We start from the raw sequence: 20,234 nt of genomic DNA, 5'->3' as shown, positions 1-20,234 counted from the left end.
CGGGCTAAACCGGGCGGAAAAGAGGCAGATTTTGTTCGCGCCGTAACGCACCGATAATATTCTATTCGGTGCGTTACGCTTCGCTAACACACCCTACGAATTAGTAGGTAATTTTTTTGCGCTGTCACGCATCAATCCATTCAATCGGTGCGTTACGCTTCGCTAACACACCCTACGAATTAGCGGGTAATTTTTTTGCGCTGTCACGCATCAATTCGTTCAATCGGTGCGTTACGCTTCGCTAACACACCCTACGAATTATCGGGTAATTTTTTTGCGCTGTCACGCATCAATTCGTTCAATCGGTGCGTTACGCTTCGCTAACACACCCTACGAATTAGCGGGTAATTTTTTTTGCGCTGTAACGCACCAGTCCATTCAATCGGTGCGTTACGCTTCGCTAACACACCCTACGAATTAGCGGGTAATTTTTTTTGCGCTGTCACGCACCAGTCCGTTCTATTCGGTGCGTTACGCTTCGCTAACACACCCTACGAATTAGCAGGTAATTTTTTTGCGCCGTCACGCATATCAATAAATATTCTATTCTTTATTCCTGAGAAATCCAAAATACTGTTATTTGCTACAGCTTATAATTCTCTGCACCAGAGAATAAAATATTCTATTCTTGCCCCCTGCCCACCAACCCCAACCGCACCACAAACCCAAAATAGTTGCAGGAAAGGCTGCGTAACGGGCATTTTTTCCATTATCAGTATCGTTCAGAAACTCATTATACGTTCCCCCAAATTTATGAGGCTGATACCAACCCACTTTTGTAGCAAATTTTTTAAAGGCTTCGTCATCATATTTATCAATTTTACCACCGCACTCCTGCCACAGCTTTTTCTGAACGCTAAAACCAAATTTACCCCCACTACGTTCTACCCAAAGTTTATCGATGGTTCGTAAATCTTCACAGGGAAAAGCCTCAATACTCTCTGCGTCTAAATAACCTTCGGCAATCCGATTTGTAACTCGTAACATCAGTTCGCGAGTTGACTCATCCGCCGTCTGCCATTTTTGGGCGACTAACAATTCATCCAGTTTTTGATACTCAAATTCCATTCCCCGCGCGGAGGTAAAATTTGTTAAAGGCTGATATTCTACTTCTCGATATACTGCTTCTTCCCGTGCTTGACTTGATGCTTTGTGACTCTGCTGTTCGCTCTCGTTCGGCGGGCGGTGCAACTCTTCATTAAAAGCTTGAAGGCGTTGAGTCTGAACCTCCTGCAAAACGGCGACTAAAGGGGAAATAAATTGTCGTGCAATAGTTTCGGGTAAACCACAATCTATGCTTTCTAACTTCACTGAATAAAACGGATCTTCGCCATCCACAATTTGATAAAGATCGATCGCAAACAAAGCATAGATTTTCTGCAACGCCGTCAACCAATCCCCAATCGTTTCGTACAAATCGTCATCATCAATCGCTTCCCCAGCCAACTCCCCCTGCAACTGTTGTGCTAAATCCCGCCAAGGCACTTCAAGATCGAGATGTCCGTGCAAAATCTTAGCGCTTTGGCTGCCCCACAATTGGTAGTGTAAATGAGCGCTGCGGCGCGTGACTTTACTGAAACTCATTACACAAGGAACTTGGGGAATAATATTCTGTAATTGCGCTGCATTGGTATCAAAAATAGCTTCGTTATCAAAAAAGCGGCTGTAAAAGCGCACTTCTTCCTTAAAGACAGAATTGGCAAAAGTTTTGATTTGACTTTCGGTTTCGGCGGCGAGTTCTGTCCGAAAGTAATTCGGGCAACCTTCAGTAATCTGCATTTTGGCACAGACAAACAAAGGACGTTGGGTATCTTCTGCTAACTTTTCTAATTCATGACGGCTAAAAATTGTTGGCAGTTTAGTTTTGTCCCAATCGGCTTGAATTTGCCGCGCTTGTAAGTCATTTTGCTGCTGAAATTCGTTTTGCTGCAATTCTCGTTTCAGATTGCACCATAATTTGCTAAGTTGGAGTTTGAGTTCTCGTTCTTGACGGGCAAGCTGGGCTTTATGAGCCAATTTTTGTTGGGTGACGGCGAGATTTTCTTTAGCGATCGTCGCATCCAGCATCAACTCTGTTTTCTTAAGTTGGTTCTGCCGCGCCTGTACTTTTGCTAACTGGTTTTGCACGATCGCAAACGCTTGCATTGCGGTGTCATTAGCGGCGAGAATAGTCGCAATAACTCGATCGTTGCCAGAAATTGGTATTGTTTCCCTAACGATTTTCTTCCCGACAAATGAAGCTGTCGCTCCGACAATGGAGCCGAAGATTTTACTGCCGATCTTCCACGCTTTCTGCTTGATATCCTGCCAGCCCATAACTCGCGATCGCTCTTTTCTTATCTTCAGATGCCATTATGCCTCAAACAGCTTTGGAGTACCAACATTATCGGTGCGTTACGCTTTGCTAACACACCCGACAATTATTCTATTGGTTTATTTTTTGTAAAAGAATATAAGATGGTAGGCATTACCAATTTGAAGTTATTTTTTTAACTCAAAGAGATTATGGTAGCGGCGGCTTCTTCGGGCGATCGCGCGCCGCCTGCCAATCAACTCCATTAAAGCAAGGCGAGAACAAGCTTTTTGGTTGACAAATGGTTGCATTTGTGAATAGCGATCGACGCGCAAACGGCGTTTTAGAATAGTGCTTTTATACTCTACTGAAATTACCAGGAGGAAACGCGATCGATGGACGAATCCTTGCAGAAATTGCAACGACTGGGATGGACGACAGTAAGCAGCAGGAAGCGTGCGTAGAAGGGATTGTAGCACCCCAAAAATCACCCCAAGCCTATAGAACAACCGAGCGCTAGATCGGTTAAACTATTGTCTTTGTTTGCCGATGGCTTCGGGGGGAGCTACGGCGATCGCGTCGCGGGGTCTCTACCATATGACCGTCAAACAATTTTACACTCTTGTTGCGCGCGCGAGTTTATTCTGTGCGGGCTTTCCTTCCACAGCATTGGCCCAATTCGAGCCGCCCAATTCGGTTCCGCAAATCGCGCTGCAACCTCCTACAGAGAATCTTCTCCCCAGTCAAATATCGCCAAACCAAGAAGAACCGCTGACTGAGGGACTGTCCGCCCCACCCGAGCAGGAACAACAGGAAGCGCAAGCAACTCCGACTTTGAACTTCCCTTGTGTATCGCCCTCCGAAAATGACAGCAATTGCCTGCCACCTGCCGATTTCGCCCAAACCCTGCCGCCCCCCGGAACCGTCGAACCGCCTCCCTCCAATCCCACTCCCCTTCCCGACATTCCCGAACCGCCCGCCGGTCCCTTTTTCCCCTCCGCCCCGCCCTCCACTCCCCCCCGTCCTACGACTCCCGGTAACGCCGTCTTTCGCATCCGTGCAATTGAAGTGTTGGGTAGCACCGTATTTTCCCAGGAAGAACTACAGGCAGCAGTCAGCGACTTTATCGGAAAAGAGGCAAATTATGACGACCTCCTGGAAATTCGTTCCAGAATTACGCAGTTATATGTAAGCGCGGGCTATGCGACATCGGGGGCATTTCTGCCGCCGCAAGAGCTAACCGCAGGTATAGTAAGAATTCAGATAGCAGAAGGACGACTGGAGCGCATTGAGGTACGGGGTTTGGAGCGTTTGCGCGAAAGTTACGTGCGCAGTCGCATTGAGGTCGCAGCGAAACCGCCGTTGAACGTGCAACGGCTCGAAACCGCATTGCAACTGCTGCAACAGGATGGCGCGATCGAACGGGTTAACGCCGAACTTGCGGCGGGAACCGCTCCGGGTTTGAGCATATTAAGCTTGCAAGTGAAGGAAGCGGCGGCTTTTAGTGCGGGCGTTATCGGGGAAAATACTGATTCGCCCAGCGTGGGGGAAAATAGCGTTACCGTCTTTGCCGGTCATAATAATTTTGCGGGATATGGCGATCGCATCAGCGCTCGAGTTCGCGATACGAAAGGGCTAACGCAGTACAGTCTCGGTTATGAGATTCCCATCACCCCCTACGATGGAACGTTTAGTATTAGTTATAGCAACAGCCGCAGCAAAATTATCGAGCCGCCCTTTGCCGATCTCAACATCCGTTCGGAATCGGACACGCTTTCATTCGGGTTTCGCCATCCCCTTTATCGGACTCCTCGCACGGAAGTTGCGATCGGGGCGACGCTGGATTTGCGCCAAAGTCAAACCTATATTTTCAACGATATCCCTTTTTCTTTTTCCTTGGGGCCGGAGGAAGGTCACTCGAAAACCAGCGTTTTGCGGTTAAGTCAGGAGTGGGTGGAGCGATCGGAAACTCGCGTTCTCGCAGCGCGATCGCAGTTTAATTTTGGTCTGAATTGGCTGAATGCTACCATCAACAATACGGGGGTTGATGGCGATTTTATCACTTGGAACGGTCAGTTTCAGTGGGTAGAAGCCTTCAGCCCCGATACAACTTTAGTCGCGCGCATAGGAACCCAAATTGCTTTCGATTCTCTCCTTTCTCTCGAACAATTTAGCGTAGGCGGCGACGATACAGTGAGGGGATATCGCCGCAATCAACGAGTAGGAGATAGCGGTTTTACGAGTTCGGTAGAGTTACGTTTTACGGTGTTGCGAGATCCGGGCAAATTTGGGGTCGTACAATTAGTACCGTTTATCGATTATGGAATGGTTTGGAATTACGACGATCGCTTGCTGCCGAATCCCGATCCTCGCGTTATTGCCAGTACGGGAGTAAGTTTGCGCTGGCAATTAAATCGAATGTTGTCCGCTCGTTTGGATTGGGGGGTTCCTTTAATCCCGATTTCTACGCCAGGAACCGCCCTCCAAGATCGCGGGATTACTTTTTCGATTCGCTTTCAACCTTTTTAATGAATAATGAATAGGGAATAATGAATGATAAATTACGAATTACGAATTACGAATTACGAATTACGAATTACGAATTACGAATTACAAATTATCCCTCGCATTCCCCAAAAAATTAAATATGGATCGACAATAATTCCTGGAATTTCTAACAATTGTCTTTGCAACCAATCCGCATCGCCACCCGTTAAAACGATCGCGCTTTGGGGAAATTGGGCGCGCCAATCGGCAATGAAATCGCGAATTCCGGCTAGAACGGTATAGAGAATTCCCGAAGCGATCGCGCCCTCAGTCTCTAAGCACCAACGCGACGGCAAAGACTCTGGTAATTGAACTTCCGGAAGTGCCGCCGTTTTTTGCCCTAAAACCTGAAACTGCAACCGCAATCCCGGCAGAATTGCACCGCCGAGGAGGGTGAGGGGATGGGGTGAGGGGGTGAGGGGGTGAGGGGGTGAGGGGGAGACTGGGTGACTGGGTGAGGGGGAGACTGGGTGAGGGGGAGACTGGGGGACTGGGAGACGGGGAGAGGGGGAGGCAGCGGTAAAGGTTAGGGCTGTTCCTGCATCGATAACGAGGATGGGCGCGCCGTAGGTTTGCGCGGCTCCTAAAATAGAAAGGGCGCGATCGATCCCCATTGTTGCATAGATCCCTTCTAAGGGGATATCTGCTAATTGGATCTCTGCGATCGCGCCCCATAAACCCGACTTCTTTAACAATACCGTTTGCTGCGACACAACGGAAGCCATAATTAGGGGTATATTTATCGGCCAACGAAGGGGGATAAATTGAGAGGGATTTTCGGGGCTGAAATGCTCGCTGTTGTGCGTTTCCAGGAGCGTTTGACCCTGAAACCAAGCCCAATGCAGGCGCGAGTTGCCGATCGCTAAGCCCAGCCAATCTAAGTTATCAGTTTTTTGCATAGAATTAAGATTGAAGCCTCGAAACTGCCGTTTGCCCCGGCACTTTTATCATTTTGTTCGCAAACCGTTACACCAATGGTGCGCTAAAATCAAAGAAACGTTAATTAAGCAATAATACTTAATCTATTTAAGGAGAGCGATTGATGGTAGCAACGCCAGTAAAAACGCAAAAGCGCTTGACAATTCAAGTTGGAGAGATTGCAGCAGATACCACCGCCATTCGTTCTCTCGACTGGGATCGCGATCGCTTCGATATCGAATTCGGCTTGCAAAATGGGACAACCTATAATTCTTATATCATTCGCGGCGAGAAGGTCGCCCTCGTCGATACTTCCCACGAAAAGTTCCGCAACCTCTACCTAGAAACGCTAACGGGTTTAATCGATCCTAAAACCATCGATTACCTCGTTATCAGCCATACCGAACCCGATCATAGCGGTTTGGTGAAAGATGTTTTGGAACTCGCCCCCCAAGCTGTTGTAGTCGGGACAAAAGTAGCGCTTCAATTCCTCGAAGATATGGTTCATCAACCCTTCGAGCGCAAGCAAGTGAAAAATGGCGATAAGCTCGATTTGGGCAAAGGGCATCAACTGGAATTTATTAATGCCCCGAATTTGCATTGGCCCGATACAATGTTTTCTTACGACGCAGGTACGCAAATTATGTTTACCTGCGATGCGTTCGGAATGCACTATTGTTCCGACGATCTGTTGGACGAAGATTTGAAAGCGATCGAGCCGGATTATCGCTTTTATTATGAATGTTTGATGGGGCCGAATGCGCGATCGGTGATTTCAGCCATGAAACGCATGGAAGCCCTGGGCGAAGTGAAAATCGTTGCTAACGGTCACGGCCCATTATTGAAGCATAATGTTGATGAATTGTTGCGCCGCTATTGGGACTGGAGTAATGCTCAAGCTAAGGCAGAAAAAACCGTAGCCTTATTTTATATGGCAGACTACGGCTACAGCGATCGCATCTCTCAAGCCATTGCCCACGGTATTATTAAAACCGGCATCGCTGTCGAAACAATGGACTTAAAATCTGCCGATCCCCAAGAAGTCCAAGAATTAGTCAAACGCGCTACGGGTTTAGTCGTCGGAATGCCGCCCACCACCGGCGATTACGTCGGCGAAACCACCGCAACTATCGGCACTATTTTAGCCGCCGCCCACAACAAACAAGTCATCGGTTTCTTTGAAGCGTATGGCGGTAGCGACGAACCGATGTATCCCTTACGCAATAAATTCCGCGATGCGGGGTTGAAAGAGATTTTCCCCGGAATTCGCTTAACGGACACGCCAACCGAAATTACTTACCAGCTTTGCGAAGAAGCCGGGACGGATATGGGACAATGGCTGACGCGCGAGAAAGCCGTCAAACAGATGAAATCCCTCGACACCGATTTAGATAAGGCGATGGGACGCTTGAGTGGGGGACTATACATTATTACCGCTCAAAAAGGAACGGTGAAAGGGGCAATGTTGGCTTCTTGGGTTGCGCAGGCGAGTTTTGAACCGTTGGGGGTTTCGATCGCGGTGGCGAAAGATCGCGCGATCGAGTCGATTATGCACGTCGGCGATCGCTTCGTTCTCAATATCCTCGAGGAAAGCAACTATCAAGTCTTAATGAAACACTTCCTCAAACGGTTTAAACCGGGCGAAGACCGTTTTGAGGGCGTAAACGTGCAAACTGCGAGCAATGGTTCGCCGATCCTCACCGATGCTTTAGCTTACCTCGAATGCGAAGTCCTGAGCCGTATGGAATGCAACGACCATTGGATTGTCTACAGCAAAATTGACAGCGGGCGCGTATCCAAACCCGATGCGCTGACGGCAGTTCACCATCGCAAGGTCGGGAATCACTATTAATGGGTATCGGGTATTGGTTAATTGTTCGGGGAAGCGAAGCGTTCGAGAGGATTTCTTGAAAATTGTCCCGAAGCTGCGATCTCGTCCCCGTACATAAATTACAGAAGTGGTAGATGCACATTGGATTTCATCCCTAGCTTAATTGCTAGGGATTTTTTTGTTGATGCCAACTCGCACAAGCATTCTCAAGTCCGAACTTGGAGAATTGGTATTAGGACATTCGGTAGGGTGGGCAGCGCCCACCAGCCAAGGCTTCTAGCTTTTAGGAATGCTCATTCTTCGACCCGTAGCGCTATACAAGCACTCTTAAGTTTCTAGTAGAGTTCGTTTTTACCCCAGAAGTGCATGAGTGAATGGCAAGTGAAATCATATATAAGTCTGTTTGTCAACCCCCAGCAGTAGACTGGTTGTCTAGCAGGGGAAAAGCTTAGGCTATATAAGGATGCCCATACCCTAAATATTGACTATGACTCGTTTCCATCAAATATTGTCTGCACGTCGCTGGTGGCGCTTCGTTAGTGCCGCTCTAGGGGGTTTATGTTTTTTTATGCTTCTTAGTCTTCCTCGTCTTCCAGCGATCGCGCAAGTGAATCAAGCCACCATTCAAGAAATTTTGGATGGCGATCGCGTCTTTATCGAGCAGGAACAAGCAACCATCAGCGATAGCGCCCAATTCCGTCAAACGATCCGCACCGAAGGCGAAACCCGAGCCAGTATAACCTTTAATAACGGCGCTGCCGGTCGTTTGGGTCAAAATGCTTCGGTCACAGTCGGTCAATGTATCGAAGTCGAACGCGGTCAACTTTTGATTAGCGGCCCGGCTAATGGTTGTGTGGCTGACTTTTCTGTTGCCGTTCAAGGAACCATTTATACAATCGAAAAAGATCCCGAAAGTCCGCAAGGGAGTTCTGGGACGTTGAGAGTGCTGGAGGGCAACGTACAACTCTTAACGGGAAAGGATAAGAGGCGAGCGACACCCTTGCAAGTCAATCAAGGTCAGCAAATTGGTATTACCCAAATCGGTTTGCCGGGAACGTTACGAGCGATTCCCCCCGAAGAGTATGCAGAGATTGTCAACGGCCCTCTTTTTAAAGATTACCGAGAATCTTTACCGAACCAAGACAAGCTTCAAGGTGTTTGTCAATCCCTTTATCCGAGTTATGATTGCGCGAGTTTAGGCGTTCCTGTAGCCTCCCCAGAGCCGATTCGAGGTCTATGGTAAACCTAAATCGTTTTAGGGTGCATCTATTTACAAAAATATTTTCAAGTCCGATCGCGATCGATACTTTAGCAATAGTGATAAGTTAAATGGCCCAAGAGATTACTGCGATCGCTGAATACAATGTTTTCTAGGGAAGCAATACTAAAATAATCATTTTCCCTGGCGGTAATCTCAATAACGATGGCTTGTCGTCTGCCCTCGTCCACGGCATATAAAATTCCCCAAGAATCAAGCTGAATTTTACGAGCTTGCCAGTTTAATTTTTCTTCTTCAATGGGCAATTTGATGCTGTGGCTCAGAAACGGATTTTGAGTCAGGCGCGCAATTACACTTCTAACTTGCCGTTGGAGACGATCGCTACAAATCGATTGGTAGGATGCGATCGCGGATGCTAATATTTTTACGCAGTAGACGGAGCGCGCGCGAGCTAAGCTTAGATTCAAGGGCGAATTATTCTCGAAGTCCTCCCAATCCAGAAGCACCGATTGACTAGAGCTTGCTCTTGCCCGCTCGACTAAACCCAATGCCTCAGCAAAAAGCGCTTCAACTTGTCTTTTTTCGCGATCGTGGCGCGTAATTCGACAGTCTGAGCTATCATTAACCAGCCTATCCCAGCTTGATGAGTTCTTTGCAACTCTCGATAGATTGGTCTGAAATCGAGTACATGGTTCGTTCATGGTAGTTTTTCCCCTGTTACTGTTAAGCACTCGCTTTAGGTAAAGCTTAACAAAAATTCACATTAATTGAAAAAAGATGCCTTACTCTCATTCAACTTTCGAGAAAGGAACGGGAATGCGATCGAGACTTGAGATTTAGTTCGCCGCGATCGCTAACGTATAAGTTATATTTAACAATTTAAACTTAACCATAGATTTTACTTTAAAAATAATCCTAGTCGCAAGCAGCACAACTGAAAAGTTAACTCTCCGTAAAATCCCGCAAAATATCGATAAAATCTTTTGCTTAAATCCGCTGCAAAACAACATCAGACGAAAAACCCGATCGCCCCATAAACCCTTCGAGTTGCAGGGACGTTCGATCGAACGTCCCTACCTTAGCAGTTCCCCTTAACCGACGGCGGCGGGTTGCTTCTGACTAAAGAACGCCGCCAGCACTTGTTCTGCTAATTGCGAACCCGTCAAACCAAGCTCTGCAAACGATTGCTCCGGTGTCGCATGATCGACTAAAATATCCGGAACGCCGAACCGCTTCACCGGCACTAACACATCATGCTCTTGTAGCGCTTCCAGCACCGCAGTACCGAAACCGCCAATCGAGCAACCCTCTTCTAGGGTCGCTACTTTACCAATGCGCTGAGCGAGCGGGACAATAAGTTCTGTATCTAAAGGCTTGACAAAGCGCGCATTTACCACTGTTGCTTCTACGCCGTGTTCGCTAAGAATTTCCGCCACTTGCATTGCCGTATTCGTCATCGTGCCGTAGCCCAACAGCAGCAAGTCGTCGCCATTGCGGAGGATTTCGCCCTTACCAATTTCCAACGGTTCCCAGCCTTCTTCCATCAACGGTACGCCTATGCCATTACCGCGCGGATAGCGCATCGCGATCGGGCCGTCGGTATAATTAACCCCCGTCACTAACATTCGTTGCAATTCTGCCTCATCTTTAGGAGCCATAATTGTCATGTTGGGCAGACAGCGCAAGTAAGCGATATCGTACATCCCTTGGTGCGTCGGGCCGTCCGCACCAACAATCCCCGCGCGGTCCATACAGAAGAATACCGGCAGATTTTGAATGCAGACATCGTGAATCACTTGGTCGTAGGCGCGTTGCAGGAAGGTCGAATAAATCGCTACGACCGGGCGCATTCCTTCGCACGCTAACCCCGCCGCTAAGGTGACGGCGTGCTGTTCGGCAATGCCGACATCGATATACTGTTTGGGCAGTTTGGCTTGCAGTTTATCCAAACCCGTACCCGTAGCCATCGCTGCGGTAATGCCGACGATTTTGGGGTTATCTTCGGCAAGTTTGGTGAGGGCGTGGGCAAAAACCTTGGAGTAGGCGGGCGGTTTGGGCTTAGTGGAAGGCTTGGCTTTGCCCGTGGCGAGGTCGAAGGGATTTTGGGCGTGGTAGCCTACTTGGTCTTTTTCGGCGATTTCGTAGCCTTTACCCTTGACGGTGGCAACGTGAACGAGAACGGGGCCTTCGATACGGTGGGCGCGGTTGAAGGTTTCGATTAATTCTTCGAGGTTGTGTCCGTCGATGGGGCCGAAATATTTGAAGCCTAATTCTTCAATCACTGCGCCAACTTTGGAGACGGCGAGGCGCTTCATGCTTTCTTTGAGGCGTTCCATATCTGGGGAAAGGGATTCGCCAAAGAAGGGGAGGTGCTTGAATTGTTCCTCGAGGTTTCCGGAGAGGAATTGGACGGGGGGGGAGAGGCGAACTTTGTTGAGGTAACGAGAAATCGCGCCGACGTTGGGCGAGATGGACATTTCGTTGTCGTTGAGGACGACCATGAGGCGGGTGTGGGGCAGGTGTCCGGCGTGGTTGATGGCTTCAAGGGCCATACCGCCAGTGAGGGAACCGTCGCCGATGATGGCGACCGTTTTAAAGTCTTCGCCCTTTAAGTCCCGCGCTAGCGCCATGCCTAACGCCGCAGAAATGCTCGTGGAGGCGTGTCCGGCTCCAAAATGGTCGAATTTGCTCTCGCAGCGTTTTAGGTAGCCTGCAACGCCGTCTTTTTGGCGCAGGGTGTGGAAGTTGTTGTAACGGCCGGTGATCAGTTTGTGGGGGTAAGCTTGGTGGCCGACATCCCAGATAACTTTATCGCGATCGAGGTCGAGGGTTTGGTACAGCGCGAGGGTTAATTCGACGACTCCCAAGCCTGGACCGAGGTGTCCGCCGGTCGCAGCAATGGTTTGTAAATGTTTTTCTCGTATTTGGCGAGCGATATTCTCCAGTTCGCGGATAGAAAGACCGTGTAACTGGTTGGGATGTGTAATTTCGCTAATGTGCATTTTGTAATGGGTTTCTTTTGTTTGAAGAAAGGAGTTTCGTCTTCTCTCCCCTCACCCCGTTGAGGAACAGCGTTAACATTCGCTGTTTTCCTTGATAGCAAGGACTGAGGGAAGTTTAGAGGAGGTGAGGGGGTTGAAAGCAAAGCTTTTGCAATCTGGATTTCACTTTAAAGTTAACGCTAATGGTATGGCTATATGCTTAAACCGCCCCCACAAATTGTATTGCTCTTTTCGATCTCGGAGGTGTTTAATATTGCCAAAAGTCCTCGCAGATAACGAGACCGTAATTTTCCGTCTGTTCGAGTTCGACGCTGTAACTGAGGGGGGACGGGGCGAAGGAATTTTTATGAGGTCGGCTAGTGGGAGATAATTTTGAGGGAGGGTCGCGCTTGCAGCATTCCAGCGCCCGCAATGACAGGGGCGTTTAGGTTCCAGCGATCGAGGCGATAGCTTCCAGACCAAGCCGTAAAGAGTTGTCGCGCTTGCTGCTGGCGGTGTTGGAGTTGGGAGGGGTCGAGTCCGGGGCGCGCTGGCAGTCCGCTGCTGCTGTTGTAGAGACCGGCGATCGCGCCAACGAGTAGGGGTGCGAGGGGGGATACAAGGGATGTTCGCAGGGCGCGATCGAGGCACAGGGAGAAGGCTTCGGGGGTGGCGGCAAAGCTGTAGAGGGCGAGGGCGATCGCGCTGGGGGCTTCGGGGGCGCGCGCAATGGCTTCCAAGGGAGTGGCGCGTTCGAGTTGGAGGGAGAGATATTCGAGGGTTTTGAGGTTTTCTGCGGCGGGATCGATCGCGCTCGCGAGGAGGCTATCGAGGAGGCGGTTGGGGGGGAGTTTTTCGCGTAAAATGAGCGCGATCGCGTCAGCCCAGAGTAGCAGTTCGGCGAGGTTTTCGCCGTCGTGCAGCCAAACGCCCGCAGCCTCCCGTACCCGCGCATGCAAGCTATCTCGGTGTTCGTGGGAGTAGAAGGCGAGGGGAAAAATCGCGATCGCGACTTCGCTGGCGGTCATTTTTTGGCGGCGTTGCAGCAGGGAGGGGGATAAAGTTGCGATCGCGGCAAGCCAATCGGACGCATCGAACCCGCCGCAACGCAGGAGCGATGCGATCGCGCTATCTTGGAGTTCGCAAGCGTCGGAGATCGAGTCAGCACTGCCCCGTTGTTGTAATTTTACCGCCGCGATCGCACCGCCGAGTAACCCTCCCTCAAACCGACTCAATAGCGAATATCGCACCTCTTTTACCCCTCGCTGCCACAAAATTAATCATCCCTCCAGCATAAATCTTTTCTAATGCAGAAGGGTCGCGCTTCGCTCCATTTTCAAACCTACCCTCAATAGGAAGTTATGCGTCAAACATTAGAATTGGGAAACTTGCATTTCACCTCAACTTCTAAATTACTGTCGGCTTTACCTTCAGTAATATAAGGAATTCCCGTACTCAGACCGATTTTAATCCCAAACTTGAGCGTTACCGACTCAATTTCTGCATCCTTAAACTCCTTAAACGCTCGCAACGCATAAACCGTATAACCGCGAATCATTTGTTGCGCTTGCTGCAACTTCGCAACCGGATTTGCACCCATCGATTGCCGGGGGTTATTAGCAACCGGCGGCGGGATACTCGGCGCGTCCTTCGCTTCGACGTAGATTTCGTAGACTTCGCCGTTTTCTTCAATCAGCAGACGTTGGACTTCTGACATTTTTTTTCCTCGGTAAAAAACCCATTAGAACCTATTTCAGCAAATTTGCTGGCATTTCCGGAAAATTGGGCTATGCTGGTGGAGTTAATCGATAACCAGCGTGCAATCTCTTCAACTCATTATTCAGTAGGGTGCGGAGCGCAAAGCGTAACGCACCGAAGAGTTAAATTAGGCATTAGGGTGCGGAGCGCAAAGCGTAACGCACCGAAGAGTTAAATTAGGCAGTAGGGTGCGGAGCGCAAAACGTAACGCACCGAAGAAGAGTTAAATTAGTTCGTTACAGCGCGGATTTCAATCTACTCATTTCGCTCTCAATAACCTCCTCGCGCTCAACAAAATCTACCAAATACTGTCAAGCGTTTGTAATAAATATTCACCCCAACATCTCGTCAGCGCAGGTCAAGATGACAAGACACGCTTTGATTATTGGAATTGCAGAATATGCTAGCTTTTCGCGTTTAGAGAAAGCGACAGGGGACGCAGAAGCTGTCGCGCAAATTTTAGAGAAATACGGCAATTTTGATACAATTCAACACTTGCCGGAAGGTTGGAACGAAGCAAAAGGTTATTATATCGCGCCCGAAAAATTGATAGGAAATGTCCTCGGTGAAGCACTGAGAACGTTTTTATTTGAACGAGCAGTTGGGCAAGAAGCGTTTATTTATTTTACCGGACACGGATTCAAAACAGTCGATATTTTAGGACAAGAAAACGGCTATCTCGCGACTTCGGATTGCTTGCTCGAAACCAACGCTGGTAAAATTACCGGGCAGCGGAACGGCGTTTCTTTAGACAGTTTAAACCAACTCTTAGTTGATGCGCGCTTGAGTAGCTTACTGGTATTGCTTGACTGTTGTCACAGCGGCTATTTAATCGAAGAACGATTGATGAATGAAAAATTATCGGTCTTCAATAAAACGCGCAATGCTTGTTTGATTGCTTCAAGCCAAAGCTTTGAAGTTTCTTACGTTGGGAGAGAGCATAGCATTTTTACAGGAGCGTTATTAACCGCTTTATCTTCTGATTCAGCGGCTCGCGATGGCACGATTAATAGTCTGAATTTGATCGATAAGATCGAAAGCCAGTTAAGGCGCTCCGGACAGCAACCCATTTATATGGGCTATGGCAATTCGATCGCTGTTGTTTCTTACGAGCCACAGCGGGCTGTAGAATCGGAAGTACGGGTGAATCGCGATAATCCCTATGTGGGTTTGGATGCTTTTAATCGGGAAAAATCGAGCTATTTCTTCGGACGAGAAAAAGCGATTCAGGATTTACAGATGCGCCTGCGTCAAGGGCGTTTTCTCTGCATTATTGGCGCGTCGGGCGCGGGAAAGTCTTCGCTGGTTAAAGCGGGATTATTACCGACGCTGGAGAAACAGTATACTCTTGATTCTCTGACTCCAGGGTACAATCCCCCTCAAGTTCTCATCGATCGCCTGACTTCGCTCCACAGTCAAAATCGACCGTTTATCCTCTTTATCGACCAATTTGAAGAAGTATTTACCCTTTGTAAGGATGACGAACTGCGTAAATCCTTTTTTCACCTCGTTGCGGAAGTTGTTAAAAATTTAGAACGCCAAGGACAGGTGATTATGGCGATTCGCGGCGATTTTCTCGATCGCTGTGCAGAATACCCGGAAATTGCGGCGTTAGCAAACGAAACGCAACCGACGACGTATATGGTGGAACCATTAACCACTGAGGAATTGTATCGCGCGATCGCGGAACCGGCAAAACTGCACGGAGTCAGCTTTCAAGGTGGATTAGTCGAACGGATGGTGCGGGAAGTCGCAGCGCAACCGGCAGCGTTACCCTTGCTGCAATACGCCCTGCAAGAGTTGTGGCGTGTCGCAATTGAGGAAGTAACCTCGGAAACAGCGGTGCTGACTTGGGAGGAATACAACCAAATTGGCGGCGTTGGGGGCGCGCTGGATAAGAAGGCAGATTTAATTTATAGCAGCTTTCCGGAGGAGCGGGAGCGGGATTTACTGCGCCGCCTCTGTTTGGAATTGGTGGAATTGGGGGAAGGCGATACGGTAACTCGTCGCCGCGTTACTAAGGAAAGTTTAGCCGCAGAAGCGGATTCCCCCGAACAGTTCGAGCGCGTCTTAGATAGTTTAGTGCAGAGTCGGTTAGTGGCGATGACGCTGCATAAAGTCAGCGAGGATCATTACGAATCTTACGTGGAAGTGACGCACGAAGCGCTACTGTCAAACTGGGGGATGCTGCGGGATTGGATAGCAGAAAATCGGGACAATTTGCGGCGCAAGCGTCGATTTGAGGGGTATTTTGCGACTTGGTGCAACGCTGGGAAGTCGGAGGAGGCGCTGTTAAGTGGGCTGTGGTTGAGCGATGCGGAGGCGTTGCAGGGACAGAAAGGGGTGCGGTTGTCGGCGGAAGAGAAGGAGTTTATTGAGGAGAGTGTAAAGCGGCGCGATCGTGAAGTGCAAGAAAAGTTCGACAACGAACGGAGATTGCGCGAAGCAGCCGAAGCGAATGCAGAAGCCGAGCGAAAATTAAAGCTAGAAGCGGAAAAGGCAGCGAAAGCTGAGTCAGAACGAGCAAAAGAAGCCGAAGCCCGCGCCTTGGCAGAACTCGAACAAAAGTTAGAAGCTGAAAAAGCAACCGAGGCAGAACGAGAGCGCAGACAAGAAGCAGAAACTAGAGTAAAAGTACAGAGACAACGCACGCGATTTGCGGCGGCAGCAGGAATTTTAGCAACAGTGGCTTTAGGACTTGGAATTACAGCACAATATTTCAATGGAGCTAAAAATGAGCGTGAAAAAGTCGCTGTCGGTGCTTTGCTTGGTAATGCTCAAACATTATTGAGTCAAGACAACCAACTTGATGCTTTAATCGCTAGTATTAAAGCTCTCAAAGAATTAATACGTCTAGAAATAAAAAGTCAGGAAACCTTGAATCAAATCGCTACTATAATTGAGCGAGTTCAAGAACGCAATCGTTTAGATGCACATAAAGAAAGAATTATTACTGTCGAGTTTAGTCCAAATGGAAAAATATTAGCTTCTGCTGACACTGGAGGAAGAATTATTTTTTGGTTCCTTGACAAAAATATATTTATCCCTCATGAATTACCGAAGAGATTTCAAAAAGACATTTCAAGGATGCGCTTTAGTCCTGATAGTCGTTTCGTTGCTTCTGGCGGTGAGAATGGAACTCTTAATATTTGGACTGTTTCAGGTAAATTATATTGGCAGCCTCCGACGAACAACTACGGAGCGATTTATGACATCAGTTTTAGTGAAGATGGTAAAATAGCAGCGAGTAGCCAAGATGGATACATTAGAGTTTGGGATATAAACAAAAAAATATTACTCAATGAAATAAATACCCAGCGAGAAAAAGTAACAACCAGTAAACCCTCAATCTATGGAATTGATTTTGATCCTCTAAATTCAGCTAAATTAGTTGCCAATAGTTATCAAGGTTGCGACTTAGAAATTTGGGATTTGAGGACAAAACCAGGCATAAAAGTTAACAAGTGTATAGGAAAAAATAGCAGTAAAATTATGTCAGTAAGGTTCCGCTTAGATGGAAAACTAATTGTTAGTGGCGACCTGGAAGGAACTGTAAAACTCTGGGATAGAAACGGCAATAAGATTGGTGCAATAGCAGACAATAAAGGAGGAGCAGCATATGATACTCAGTTTAGCCCAGATGGTAATTTTATTGGTGTAGCCAAAGAGGATGGAACTGTTAAAGTATGGCAAACTTCTCGAATCCTAAACAATCATGTTCCATCTCAAGCTACAAACAATAATCCTTTTTCTGAACTGAAGAAACATCAAGGATCTGTCGTCAGCATAAGCTTTAACAATAGCGGAATTTTAGCGTCTGGAGGACATGACAAATCAATTAGAATTTGGGATTTTAAATATAGTAAAAGAAATTATGTTAAACTGGATTCATCGAATTTACTGTTCGGGGCTTGCGATAAGCTAAAAGGTTACTTAAAAACAAATGAGAAAAACCTGTCTTTAGAAATCAGAAGTTTGTGCCAATAATTTATTTACCAATGAAGTTAAGGAGGAGCCATATGGGTATACACACAGATTGCGGAAATAAGTATTGTGAAGACACTAAACAACTAGTTGATGTATTTGCTGAACTCTTTAATTTATCTAAAGTTGAAGAAACTACGTCTCCACCAATTGGTGAAAACGTTCCCTTGCGAGTACCAGGAGAGGAAACAGAAAGTGGAGAAAATTTATTTAAATCATCAGGGAAGCGAAGAAGTGGAGCATTTTTGTCTGAAAAAGAAATAGACGAAAAATTTAAAGTAATTGGAGACATATTGATGAAATTAATGACTCAAGATTTGGATGGAGATATAAAATTAGAACGAGTTTTATACATAAAAATACAAGTCCAAAAAGTTTTACTTGATTTAGAGCGCTTGTCTATAAGATTACAGGAATCTCAGAGTAATGAGTCTGAAGTTGAAGTTATTAAAACTGATATTACCCGAGAAATTGTACGATTTCTTTCAATGGTTTTAAGATGTTAGACGTAGATTGAAGATTAGGGATAAGCACTTTCCTCTACTTCCTCTACTGAGATTCCCAAAATTTCGGCGATTTGGCTCGTACCCATGCCTGTTGCTAACAGATTTCTAGCCGCTTGACGCAATTTTAACTGCGCTTGCTCGGTATCCGTCAGCAACCAGTTTCCTTCCGCATCGCACCAGCGCAGCCAAAAATTGGGGATTCCTTCAAATACACCTTCCCAAATTCCCAAACCAATTTCTAAATCTTCCAGCCAAATTTTAGGCTTTTCGGATTGAAAAGTTTGTTCTCGGTAGAGTCCTCCTTCTAATTTAAAATATCGCAACTGTTGGGTATAGCGGCTGTATACGAAGTAATGCGGAACCCGTAAATATTTTTCGTAGACTTCAAGTTTTCCTGGTTTTTCAGAAGCTAGCTGGGCTTCTTCTAACTCCTTTTCTTCTTCGCGATAAAATCTTCCTAAATCTTCCCTAGAAGTTCCCGGCGATAACAATTCTACAATGACATAAGGGTTGTGTTCTTCCTGCCAAATAACATAGTTGCGTCGAAGTTCTGTTCCTTCATAAAGACGCGGTACATTAATTGCTAGAAACCAATCAGGACGCTTATACCAGAGAGGATGTTTGACTGTGTAGTAAAGATTGAGGTCTAAAGCAGCAAAGCAATTTTCTGGAGAGTAATTCGGCAGTTGCAGCGTGCGGCTTAAAAGTTGGGATTGAAGGGCGTGAAATTCGTCAGGCAAACCAGGTTTCTCCGGATTTTCGCTGGGAAGATCGTACATCGTTGGCAGGGTTTCTTTGGGCGGACGTGGGGGAGCTTCCTGCGCGATTGATGTTGGGGAAATGAAAACCATCGCGACCTCGAATAGGGACTTAGACTCAATTAAATTTTAGGAAAAAAATTGCAAATGTCAAATGCACGTATTTCATGCCCCTCGTTTCCGACCTTCCCCCGGCTTAAGGATGCTGGCGAAATAACCTAAACTTTGGGGGGACGGTTTTTTAGATCTTCGTTGGTTAGAATAACAAAGGTTTTGGGTACACCCACCCCTACAAATCTAGTTGCTGACGGCTGAAGACATTATTTTTTTATGTTCAATTCTCTCCAAACTCCGCATAGCGGCTACCACTGGGATGGCAGCCGTCGTTTTTTTGAAGGGTGGTATTACCGCGTCACGCTGCCGCAGTCGGGGCAAACGTTTGCGTTTATGTACTCGATTGAAGACCCCATCGGCAACCAACCGAATAGCGGCGGTGCGGTTCAAGTTTTAGGCCCGGAGGACGAATATCTATGGCGGACTTTTCCCGATGTGCGGGGGTTTTGGGGGGCGAAGGAACGGTTGGGGCTGGGACATTGGGGCAAGCACAATCTGGAGATTGCGCCGCAGGAACTCGAACCGAGTCTTTTTGCGGCGGCGGTGGGGGAGGGGTATCAAGCGACGGCTAGCCTCAATCAAGGGGCAATTCACGATCCTGGCAGCGATCGCGATTGTCGCTGGCACTATACAATCGAACCGATATACGGTTGGGGAAATCCGCGCGGAATTCAACAATCGACGGCGGGTTTGCTGTCCTCGTTCGCGATTTTTGAACCGGGATGGCAGATTTTGATGGCAAGCGGTTTGGCGACGGGGTGGATTGACTGGAACGGACAGCGTTACGAGTTTCGCGATGCGCCTGCTTATAGCGAGAAAAATTGGGGGCGTTCGTTCCCACAGAAGTGGTTTTGGATAAATTGCAATCAGTTTGAAGGCGAGGCGGATTTGGCGCTGACGGCGGGCGGCGGACGGCGTGGGGTGCTGTGGTGGATGGAGTCGGTGGCGTTAATTTGCCTGCACTATCGGGGGGAGTTTTACGAGTTTGTGCCGTGGAATGCGGCGGTGAGTTGGCGCATCGAACCTTGGGGACGCTGGGAGATGCGGGCGCGCAACGCACAGGGCGAGGTGGAGTTGGTGGGGACGACGGATTTACCGGGAACGCCGTTGCGCGCGCCGACGCGGGAGGGGTTGCAGTTCTGCTGTCGGGATACGATGTTGGGACGGTTGCAGTTAACGTTACGCGCGCCGCGAAGCGGATCCCTACGGGATCGCGCTCAAAATGTCATCCTCCGAGCGGAAAGTAATCTTTGCGGTTTGGAAGTCGGTGGCGAACCTTGGGAGGAAGTTTGGGAAAATTATGAATGATGAGTTATGAATTATGA

The 20,234-nt window shown here is 47.9% G+C and carries 14 protein-coding genes; 6 read left to right on the top strand and 8 right to left on the bottom strand.

Annotated features, from left to right (window positions below; genetic code table 11):
• Positions 1-576: 576 nt before the first annotated feature.
• Complete coding sequence (locus H6G50_RS06700; protein WP_190714511.1) at positions 577-2,316, bottom strand: GUN4 domain-containing protein; 1,740 nt, start codon at positions 2,314-2,316, stop codon at positions 577-579.
• Between the two features lie 165 nt (positions 2,317-2,481).
• Positions 2,482-2,772, bottom strand: coding sequence for a hypothetical protein (locus tag H6G50_RS06695; protein ID WP_190714509.1), 291 nt, complete (start codon positions 2,770-2,772; stop codon positions 2,482-2,484).
• A gap of 70 nt (positions 2,773-2,842) precedes the next feature.
• On the opposite strand from H6G50_RS06695, the gene H6G50_RS06690 reads away from it, so the two are divergent.
• Positions 2,843-4,822 (top strand): ShlB/FhaC/HecB family hemolysin secretion/activation protein, encoded by a 1,980-nt coding sequence (locus tag H6G50_RS06690; RefSeq protein ID WP_190714507.1) that lies wholly within the window; start codon positions 2,843-2,845, stop codon positions 4,820-4,822.
• Positions 4,823-4,896: 74 nt separating this feature from the next.
• Here the strand turns inward: H6G50_RS06690 and H6G50_RS06685 are convergent, their stop codons facing one another.
• Entirely contained in the window at positions 4,897-5,739 is an 843-nt protein-coding gene (locus H6G50_RS06685; RefSeq protein WP_190714505.1) for a type III pantothenate kinase, read from the bottom strand.
• Between the two features lie 143 nt (positions 5,740-5,882).
• On the opposite strand from H6G50_RS06685, the gene H6G50_RS06680 reads away from it, so the two are divergent.
• Together H6G50_RS06680 and H6G50_RS06675 are read left to right on the top strand one after the other, a co-directional pair.
• Complete coding sequence (locus H6G50_RS06680; protein WP_190714503.1) at positions 5,883-7,610, top strand: diflavin flavoprotein; 1,728 nt, start codon at positions 5,883-5,885, stop codon at positions 7,608-7,610.
• Positions 7,611-8,157: 547 nt separating this feature from the next.
• Positions 8,158-8,832 (top strand): hypothetical protein, encoded by a 675-nt coding sequence (locus H6G50_RS06675; RefSeq protein ID WP_190714502.1) that lies wholly within the window; start codon positions 8,158-8,160, stop codon positions 8,830-8,832.
• A 65-nt stretch (positions 8,833-8,897) separates the two neighbouring features.
• On the opposite strand, the gene H6G50_RS06670 is transcribed toward H6G50_RS06675, so the two are convergent.
• The 4 genes from H6G50_RS06670 to H6G50_RS06655 all read right to left on the bottom strand — a co-directional run bounded on the left by H6G50_RS06670 (position 8,898) and on the right by H6G50_RS06655 (position 13,506).
• Positions 8,898-9,509, bottom strand: coding sequence for a hypothetical protein (locus H6G50_RS06670; protein ID WP_190714501.1), 612 nt, complete (start codon positions 9,507-9,509; stop codon positions 8,898-8,900).
• 390 nt (positions 9,510-9,899) lie between these two features.
• The gene (dxs, locus tag H6G50_RS06665) at positions 9,900-11,810 is read right to left on the bottom strand and encodes a 1-deoxy-D-xylulose-5-phosphate synthase (protein ID WP_190714500.1); all 1,911 of its coding nucleotides are present in this window, start codon (positions 11,808-11,810) and stop codon (positions 9,900-9,902) included.
• Between the two features lie 356 nt (positions 11,811-12,166).
• A complete protein-coding gene (locus H6G50_RS06660) occupies positions 12,167-13,039 on the bottom strand; it encodes an ADP-ribosylglycohydrolase family protein (RefSeq protein WP_190714499.1) in 873 nt (290 codons plus the stop codon).
• 116 nt (positions 13,040-13,155) lie between these two features.
• Complete coding sequence (locus H6G50_RS06655) at positions 13,156-13,506, bottom strand: CU044_2847 family protein (protein ID WP_190714498.1); 351 nt, start codon at positions 13,504-13,506, stop codon at positions 13,156-13,158.
• A gap of 404 nt (positions 13,507-13,910) precedes the next feature.
• On the opposite strand from H6G50_RS06655, the gene H6G50_RS06650 reads away from it, so the two are divergent.
• Entirely contained in the window at positions 13,911-17,534 is a 3,624-nt protein-coding gene (locus H6G50_RS06650; protein ID WP_190714497.1) for a caspase family protein, read from the top strand.
• Between the two features lie 32 nt (positions 17,535-17,566).
• Positions 17,567-18,037 (top strand): hypothetical protein, encoded by a 471-nt coding sequence (locus H6G50_RS06645; RefSeq protein ID WP_190714494.1) that lies wholly within the window; start codon positions 17,567-17,569, stop codon positions 18,035-18,037.
• A 14-nt stretch (positions 18,038-18,051) separates the two neighbouring features.
• On the opposite strand, the gene H6G50_RS06640 is transcribed toward H6G50_RS06645, so the two are convergent.
• Complete coding sequence (locus H6G50_RS06640) at positions 18,052-18,888, bottom strand: Uma2 family endonuclease (RefSeq protein ID WP_190714492.1); 837 nt, start codon at positions 18,886-18,888, stop codon at positions 18,052-18,054.
• A gap of 237 nt (positions 18,889-19,125) precedes the next feature.
• On the opposite strand from H6G50_RS06640, the gene H6G50_RS06635 reads away from it, so the two are divergent.
• Positions 19,126-20,217, top strand: a complete 1,092-nt coding sequence (locus H6G50_RS06635; RefSeq protein ID WP_190714490.1) for a tocopherol cyclase family protein — start codon at positions 19,126-19,128, stop codon at positions 20,215-20,217.
• Positions 20,218-20,234: the final 17 nt, after the last annotated feature.

Origin of the sequence: Oscillatoria sp. FACHB-1406 (assembly GCF_014698145.1) — a bacterium.
Classification (GTDB): domain Bacteria; phylum Cyanobacteriota; class Cyanobacteriia; order Cyanobacteriales; family Spirulinaceae; genus FACHB-1406.
The sequence above is the reverse complement of the archived record's forward strand: the minus strand, read 5'-3'. Positions and strand labels throughout refer to the sequence as shown.